We start from the raw sequence: 2,630 nt of genomic DNA on the forward strand, positions 1-2,630 counted from the left end.
CACCTATCACTACGAGAATCTGGATTTCCCCCAGCACCTGACCGGCATTACCGCCGAGGATGGGCGCCGCTACAGCACCTTCACCTATGACACCATCGGTCGCGTCATTTCGAGCCAGCACGCGGGTGGCGCTGATGGCGTAACCCTTGCCTACAGCCCCAATGGCGGTGCGGTGGTCACTGATGCATTGGGCCATCAGACCGATTACACGCTGACAGCCGGTGGCGACAGCGCACCTCCCCGCAAGGTGTCGGGCACGACCGATGCCCAGGGTTCGGTCAGCCGCACCTACTATGACGGCGCGGTCGATTTCCGCCGGCGTCTGGATACCTATACGGACCGGCGCGGCGTCCAGACCAAGCACACATATAGCGAAGGCGTCGACGCGGTGACGGGCCGACCGGTCAACACCCATACCATCACCGATGCGGTGGGCCTGCCTGAACAGCGTGTTGTGCAGGCCGTGCGCGACAGTGTGACCAACGCGGTGCTGGCGACGACCATCGGTCAGCGTGAGACGCGTACCGCCTACAACCCGCGCCGACAACCGGTGAGCGTGACCCTGAAGGATCTGGCATCCGGGCAGACGCGTACGACCACATATACCTATTGCGAGGCTGCGGATGTGGCCGCGGCGGGCAGTTGCCCCGTGGAGGGGCTGCTGAAGAGCGTGGATGGCGCGCGCACCGACGTGGCCGACGTCAGCACCTATGCCTACTACGCCGCAGACGACGCAGGGTGCGCGACCAATGGGGCCTGCACCTATCGCAAGGGCGACCTGCGCAGCGTCACCAATGCACTTGGTCAGACGGTGGAGACGTTGGCCTACGACGCCTACGGGCGACCGTTGTCGGTGAAGGATGCCAATGGCGTGGTCACCGACTACGCCTACCATGCCCGGGGCTGGCCCACCTCGGTGACCGTACGCGGAGCCACTACCGCCGATGATCGATCCACCCACATCAGCTACTGGCCCACCGGCCAGGTGCAGCAGATCACCGAGCCCGATGGCAACAGCGTGACCTACGTGTATGACGCTGCACAACGACTGACCGACATCGAGGACAACGCCRGCAACACCGTCCACTACACGCTGGACAATGCCGGCAATCGCCTGAAGGAGGACACTCTGGATGCAGGCGGCACCCTGCGCCGCACCCTGGCACGCACCTTCAACACGATTGGCCAGCTTACGGCGCTGAAAGACGCCGGCAACCACGCCACTGGCTTCACCTACGATGCAAACGGCAACCCGCAGACGGTAACCGACGCCCTGCAGCGCGTCTCCAGCCAGCAGTACGATCCCCTGAACCGGCTGGCGCGGACCCTGCAGGACGTGGGAGGAGTTGCTGCGGAAATCCGCAGCCAGTACAACGCGCTGGACCAGGTCACCCAGGTGACTGACCCGAAGGGCCTGCACACTACCTATGCCTATAACGGTTTCGGTGATCTGACTGGACAGGTCAGTCCGGACAGTGGCGCCAGCAGCTTCACCGTTGATGTGGCTGGCAACCGCAAGACCGCCACCGATGCGCGGGGCCTCACCGCTACCTACAGCTACGACGCGCTCAACCGCCTGATCGGCATCGCCTATCCGGACCCCAATCTGGACGTGGGCTACAGCTATGACGTGGCACCGGCTGCCTGCGCCGCCGACGAGCGCTTTGCCAAGGGGCGCCTGGGGCAGGTGTTGCACGCGAATGGCAGCACCCAGTACTGCCATGACCGCTTCGGCCAGGTCACCCGCAAGGTGCAGACCGTCAACGGCGTCGTCAGCACGCTGCGTTATGCCTACAGCAAGTCCGGCCGCCTGACCGCGTTGACCTACCCGGACGGCAGCGTGGCCGACTACGTGCGAGATACCCAGGGGCGCGTCAGTGAGATCGGCCTGACCCGCCCTGGGCAGTCGCGGCAGATCGTGGTGAACAACGTGACCTACGCGGCCTTCGGCCCGGCGTCAGGGTGGACCTACGGCAACGGGCGTCAATTGCAGCGGCCACTGGACCTGGATTACCGCCAGCAGGCCGTGCATGACCCGGCAACAGGCGGGCTATCGCTGAGCTATGGCTATGATCCGGTCGGTTCGATCATCGAGCTGAAGAATGGAGCAGGGTCCGAAGTGCTGGCCAAGTACGCCTATGACGCGCTCGGCCGCCTGACCCAGACCCAGGACGGTACGACCGGCACGCCGATTGAAACCTACGGCTACGACGCAACCGGCAACCGCATCTCGCTGACCACTTCGGCAGGAACCGCCAATTACACCTATCCGGCCACCAGCCACCGGCTGACTGCGGTGGATGGCGAGGTGCGGAATCACGACGCATCGGGCAACACCACCAGCATTGGCAGCAAGGCTTTCACCTACAACGATGCCAACCGCATGAACGCAGTGAAGCAGGGCAACGCCACATTGGAGAGCTACGCCTACAACCATCGCGGTGAGCGCGTGCTGCGTACCCCGGCCGGTGGTGCGGCTCAGATTACCCTGTATGACGAGGCAGGGCAGTGGGTGGGCAACTACTCGGCCACGGGGCAGGCGCAGCAGCAGGCGATCTGGCTGGACAACTATCCGGTGGCGTTGATCAATGTGCCGAGCGCCGGCGTACCGGAGCTGGCCTACGTCCAGC

General features: G+C 64.5%; 1 pseudogene. It reads left to right on the forward strand.

What is annotated here, in order from left to right:
* Positions 1–2,630, forward strand: a pseudogene (locus AC1VAN_RS17950) (RHS repeat-associated core domain-containing protein); the annotation flags it as partial.

The sequence above is a fragment of the Stenotrophomonas sp. 05L44_2 genome, assembly GCF_056665995.1.